The organism is Cyanothece sp. BG0011, from assembly GCF_003013815.1.
Lineage (GTDB): Bacteria > Cyanobacteriota > Cyanobacteriia > Cyanobacteriales > Microcystaceae > Crocosphaera.
The window spans coordinates 1-4,715 of record NZ_PRLH01000177.1; the positions used below are offsets into that span (position 1 = coordinate 1).

Below are 4,715 nucleotides of genomic sequence, written 5' to 3' on the forward strand. Positions count from 1 at the left end.
TTCTAATATAGTTTGGTGTGATATGCGGTCGAAGCATTTGCTGATATCAAGTTCAAGAACTCTTTTATCAATTCCATTAGTGCTTTTTCTGAGATGTAGAAACAGGGCTTTTTGTGCGTCGTGTGCGCTTCGCCCTGGTCTAAACCGTAGCTCCTGGGATGGAATGTTGCTTCATGGGCTGGTTCTAGAGCGTATTTGACAAGACATTGCCATGCTCTGTCGGCGATGGTTGGGACTTTTAGGATTCGTTTGGTTCCGTCCTTTTTGGGGATGGGGATTTCTCGTAATCCTTGATGTTTCCAGGTCTTTGTCTTGAGTTTCAGGGTTTCTTCTAACTCAAATCGTTCTTTGAACGTCAAAGCCTTTTTACCATCTATTCCTGCGGTTTTACGACCCTGATTTAATTGGGTCACTTGCCTGATAGCCAGCATTCTAGCTGCGTAGGAGGAGAGAACTAGCTTCTGAATTCTTTTAGCTTTAGCCTTGTCTCCTTCTCTAATTGCTTTAAATATTCTCTTTTGAAGTCGAAAGAGTGTCTTCTGGAGTTGCTTCCATCGGATGTCTTTCCAATCATCGCTATAACTGGTGTTATGCGTCATAATCCCTGTCCTTCAATTATCGAACATTCTCTGGTTTCCTTTTGGCAATTACGCCTCATCCTACCCTCTGCTTGGTTTTCCGATGCTCGTCCATCCTATCTGGGTTTGGATATCCCCCAGAACCAAGTATCAGAGTTTTTATTCGTTCCGATAGTCAGATTGGCTGATGTTTTAGAGTGATTCACTTTGCCTGTTACCTTCTCGGAGAAGCAGTTATCAACTCTAATAACACTGCGAGAGTTAATGGTAACGGAGTCCACATTGGTTATTCAGATTGTGGCTCAAGGGTAAGGCACTTTTCTAGAATCTGTTTACCCATGACATCTCCCTATTAGCGGTAGTGTGCCTAATCTGTTTTGGCTCTAATTCCGCCCTGATGCACGCTTTGCTCTGTAAGATTCCGAGCTTACTCGGCAGTGCCAGATGAGGAGTCATCTTTCTCTTAGATGGTGGGACTTTAACCCACATCCGACTATCAGTTCAGGTTACATACGGTTTTCTCCCCGTCATCGCCTGGAAGCCTCTACTTCTCTGTTCTCCAGAGCTTCGCAGCTTCAACGAATCGCACAAAGTTTCCCTTCATTCGGCTTTCGGTAATTAGTCCCTTGTCATGGGTACTGTTAATACATCATCTTTCCATTCATAGCCGTTATCTGACCAATCATAAGAACCGTCATTTCTGCTTTTGACATCGTGACAGTGACGATGCAGAGCTTGATAGTTTTTATATTCATCCCTACCGCCTTTCGATTTCGGGATGATGTGGTCAACTTCTATCAAGTCATCAGGAGTGAAGTGTTGTCCGCATAACGTGCATCTACCTTTTTGTTTCCTTAAAAGTCTTGCGACTCCATTAGGTGTTTCAGGGTAGTTACCACGTCGTGTACTCCAATATGTCCAGTTTCCGTCATAAGGTGAGGCTTCAGGTTTGACCAGTTGATGTCTCTTTATTTCTGTTTCGGCGTGATAATACAGTTGCATTTCTTTGGTGCGAAATGTCCATATTCCGTTATTTCCGTCTGTGAAATATTTGCGGAGTTTATCAATGGTTTTGCCTTTATTGACTCTTGAAACTGTCCAGGCTCGTAGCATATTCCATGTAATCTTATCTTCGGTAATGAACGTTTCCTTACTTGCTACAGTTCGGTAGTAGTTACACCATCCTCTGATTAAGGGGTTAAGTTTGGAGATTAATGCTTCTTGTGGTGCGGTCTTGTAGGTTTTTATGACCTTTTTAACCGCATCATGGTGAGCCTTTATTGCCTTTTTACTGGGTTTGATTATTGTTTTGAATCCAGTTAGTCTAATATCTCCTTTTTTAGGAATAAATCTACCTGAGTGATGTTTTCCTACGGGATAAGACCGTATATTGAATCCTAAAAAGTCAAACCCTGGTTCAATGGTTTTTCCATCAGTTTCTATACTTTTAAAAGTATGTCTGATGGAGGTCTTTTCGGGTTTTAATTCCAATCCGACTATATCTAACCATTGGGATATTAAGGACTTACATTGTAGAATAACATCGTAGTCCTCATGGAGAACTACGAAGTCATCAGCGTAACGGATGACCTTGGGCTTAAAGCCCTGTCTGAGAATACCGTCTTCCCTAAATTTATTAGGGAAGCGGTTTTCTATATTGGTAATCATTCCGTGTAGTGCGATGTTAGCCAGTAATGGGCTTATCGTTCCACCTTGAGGGGTTCCTGATTCGGTTTCCTCAAATACACCGTTGTCAATTACTCCACATTTTAACCATCTTTTAATTAGATGTTTCATGTTGGTAGGACAATCTACTTTGGACAGTAGGTAATCATGGTTAATCTTATCGAAGCATTTTGAGATGTCAGCGTCAAGGACATATTTGGCTTTCTTGTTGATTGCTGAGTATATCCTACCGATGGCATCATGTGCGCTTCTCCCTGGTCTAAAGCCGTATGATGTCCCCTCGAATTGGGCTTCCCAATACGGTTCTAAGGCTGATTTAACCATGGCTTGCATCGCTCTGTCTTTGATGGTTGGTATCCCTAGAGGTCGCTTTTCGTCACGTCCTGGTTTGGGTATCCAGATCCTTCTAAGTGCCTTTGCTTTATAACCTTTAACATTGAGTTCGTAGGCAAGATTTACTCTCTGGTTAGGGTGTAATGCCTTTATTCCATCGATACCTGCTGTTTTCCGTCCTTGATTGTCTTGGGTCACTTTGCGAACGGCTAAGAGCTTAGCATAGTGTGACTTTAACAGGAGTTTTTGGAGCTTTTTGGCTTTGACTTTATTTCCTGATTTAACCGCTTGAAATATCTTCTTTTGAAGCTTGAATACTTTTCTCTGGACTTTTGCCCAGTTGATAGTATTCCATTCTTGCGTAGGCTTGGTTGTCCTCGCTTTCGACATATTTACCTCTACTTGATGCTATTTCGTACTAATAAACCAGCAATACGTCAGCATATCCACATCCATTACAGATGGGCATTGGCTTCTTATTGCTTCTTACCCCCGTGACCCTTGCGCTTAAGTTTGTCACTACTTACCTATTCGACCTATGGTAAGAGCAATCACGGGGTTACTTCGTTCCGTTGATTTGGGATTATTGGTTTTAGGTCTTTTAAGGGTATCAATTACTCTCTACCCCATCTCTCCCCCAGGTTAATTTTAGGAGTCGGTGTGGATAATTAAGACAGTTTTCCACTTTTCACCTTGTTCATTTTGAACGTAGCTTGTCAAACAGTTAAGCTACTTAATATTTTTGAGGGTTCAAGTCGATGATTCAACGTAATGTTTAACCATGACCAATTGACTTGGGAACGGCTTATCATGCTGTTTCACGACGGGTTTCCCTTTTAACCCTGCTTCCATCCTGGGTTTTACTAAGTCCAAAACGGAGGGTTATGTCGTCATTCTCAGGATTTTGCTCCTTTGACTCCGAATGAGGCTCCTTTAGCCAACAAATCAACAGTTATCTGAAACTGAACATATTTATTTGTCAAGGTTCAGACGAGCTACACACTTGTTAGTACAAGCTTTCTAGCTCAACGAATCGCACATCTACCTTTATTATGATCGGCTCAGGGCATTCTAGGTCAATGGGTTAAATCAGTGAAAAGTGATTACTGGCAAGTGGTCACTGATTTCGTGTCGTAAAAACCGTACATAGAATAGGTTGATAACTTTTGCAATATTTTGTTACATTTATTTACATAAGTTAAAAAAAGTTTCTAAAGGAGAAAAAAGTTATGTTAACTCTCGTCATTTCCTTATTAATCGTCGGTTGGGTCGCCGCTGCTGTTATTGGGACACAAGCCTATTTTCGCGGTGAGCAAACCAAAACCATTCATGAAAGAAACTGGAACTCCGAGTCCTTTGAAAAAATAGCTAAATCAGTAACCGGCAAAGGGGTCGATAGCGATCGCGTTCCTGCTTTTGAAATAGATGCTTACGGAAGCAATAACCTAGCGCGATAAAGAGTTCTAGGGTTAGGAAAGACTTTTGGAACCCCTAACCCCATAACCTCATAAAAATAAGTTATCTGACCTTAACCTCAACTTAAAGTGATATAGGAAGGTCAGAATTTTTGTTATTGGGGCAATGCTTTGGTAAACTCAGATAGAAACTTTGTTAAAGAAAATGTAATATTCTACTATTCATAGTAAGCTCTGATATAGTCAATCATTTTTATAAATCAACTACTAATCGAGGTATTAATCAATGGTACTGTAGATTAGGCCAATTTAGATTATCCTAAATTCTTGAACTCCAATAATTAACCCCCGCCAATTAAAATGATTCTTAGTGATAAGCTAGCTCTTAATCATTCCAACCTAAATAACACCGAATCTGCGGAGACATCGAGTGCTGTGGACAGTTATCAGCGACACAACAGCACTGCCCCTTTTTCCCAAGTGAACGAACCCCCAGAAAATCCTGGGGAAGACAGTAGGAGAAATGTAATTGTGCCAAATAACATTGCGAGAATTAAAGTCATAGGGGTTGGTGGTGGCGGATGTAATGCGGTTGATCGTATGATCGAAAGTGCCTTAATGGGGGTTGAGTTTTGGACAATGAACACCGACGCTCAAGCCCTAACCCAATCCTCTGCCCCCCATCGTTTACAAATCGGTAGAA

3 protein-coding genes and 2 pseudogenes are annotated in these 4,715 nt (G+C 41.3%); 3 read left to right on the plus strand and 2 right to left on the minus strand.

Annotated elements, in window-relative coordinates; genetic code table 11:
* Window positions 1-602 (minus strand): annotated as a pseudogene (locus C4E06_RS21800) (reverse transcriptase N-terminal domain-containing protein); the annotation flags it as partial.
* Here C4E06_RS21800 and C4E06_RS27425 point away from each other — a divergent pair.
* Window positions 591-779, plus strand: a complete 189-nt coding sequence (locus C4E06_RS27425) for a hypothetical protein (RefSeq protein WP_107667095.1) — start codon at window positions 591-593, stop codon at window positions 777-779. The pseudogene C4E06_RS21800 and the gene C4E06_RS27425 overlap by 12 nt on opposite strands.
* Before the next feature lie 417 nt (window positions 780-1,196).
* Here the strand turns inward: C4E06_RS27425 and ltrA are convergent, their stop codons facing one another.
* Window positions 1,197-2,987 carry a group II intron reverse transcriptase/maturase gene (gene ltrA, locus C4E06_RS21805; protein ID WP_107670503.1) on the minus strand — a complete coding sequence of 597 codons (1,791 nt, stop codon included), beginning with the start codon at window positions 2,985-2,987 and terminating at the stop codon, window positions 1,197-1,199.
* 839 nt (window positions 2,988-3,826) lie between these two features.
* On the opposite strand from ltrA, the gene C4E06_RS21810 reads away from it, so the two are divergent.
* Together C4E06_RS21810 and C4E06_RS21815 are read left to right on the plus strand one after the other, a co-directional pair.
* Window positions 3,827-4,054, plus strand: a complete 228-nt coding sequence (locus tag C4E06_RS21810; RefSeq protein WP_107670504.1) for a photosystem II protein, Psb35-related — start codon at window positions 3,827-3,829, stop codon at window positions 4,052-4,054.
* 318 nt (window positions 4,055-4,372) lie between these two features.
* Window positions 4,373-4,715, plus strand: a pseudogene (locus C4E06_RS21815) (cell division protein FtsZ); the annotation flags it as partial.

Excerpts from the sequence above, each read along its gene's own strand:
- C4E06_RS21810 (WP_107670504.1), top strand. The coding sequence starts at position 3,827 with ATGTTAACTCTCGTCATTTCCTTATTAATCGTCGGTTGGGTCGCCGCT.
- C4E06_RS27425 (WP_107667095.1), top strand. The coding sequence starts at position 591 with ATGCGTCATAATCCCTGTCCTTCAATTATCGAACATTCTCTGGTTTCC.
- ltrA (WP_107670503.1), bottom strand. The coding sequence starts at position 2,987 with ATGTCGAAAGCGAGGACAACCAAGCCTACGCAAGAATGGAATACTATC.